Source organism: Buchnera aphidicola (Pemphigus obesinymphae) (genome assembly GCF_026122815.1).
Lineage (GTDB): Bacteria > Pseudomonadota > Gammaproteobacteria > Enterobacterales > Enterobacteriaceae > Buchnera_C > Buchnera_C aphidicola_BJ.
This window is the reverse complement of the sequence record NZ_JAIWQW010000085.1, coordinates 1-476: the sequence shown is the minus strand read 5'-3', so window position 1 is coordinate 476 and position 476 is coordinate 1. Positions and strand designations below refer to the sequence as shown.

Here is a 476-nt window from a genome sequence, read left to right as displayed (position 1 = left end):
ACAAGATATTTTTAATTTGTTTTCAATATCATCAAATAACTCTATGGGATCTTTAGCATCTCTATCCAATTTATTAATGAAAGTAATGATAGGTGTATTTCTTAATCGGGTTATATTAATTAATTTTTTAGTTCTTTCTTCTACTCCTTTAGCTGCATCAATAATCATTAAACAACAATCCACTGCAGTAATAATACGATAAGTATCTTCTGAAAAATCTTGATGACCTGGGGTATCTAACAAATTAATTAAATGAAATTTGTAATAAAATTGCATGACAGAGCTGGTAATAGAAATACCTCTCTTTTTTTCAATTTTCATCCAATCAGATGTAACGTACGTTCCGGAACCTCTAGCTTTAACGGTACCAGATTTATGAATTACTTTTCCTAACAACAATATTTTTTCAGTTATAGTTGTTTTCCCAGAATCTGGATGAGAAATAATTGCGAAAGTTCTTCTTTTTTCTACTTCCG

The 476-nt window shown here is 29.2% G+C and carries 1 protein-coding gene; it reads right to left on the bottom strand.

All coding sequences use genetic code 11. The features are described 5' to 3' along the window. Window positions 1-476, bottom strand: a 476-nt coding sequence (locus tag LDP10_RS03210) for a GTP-binding protein (RefSeq protein WP_265197284.1), incomplete at both ends; no start/stop codon positions are given.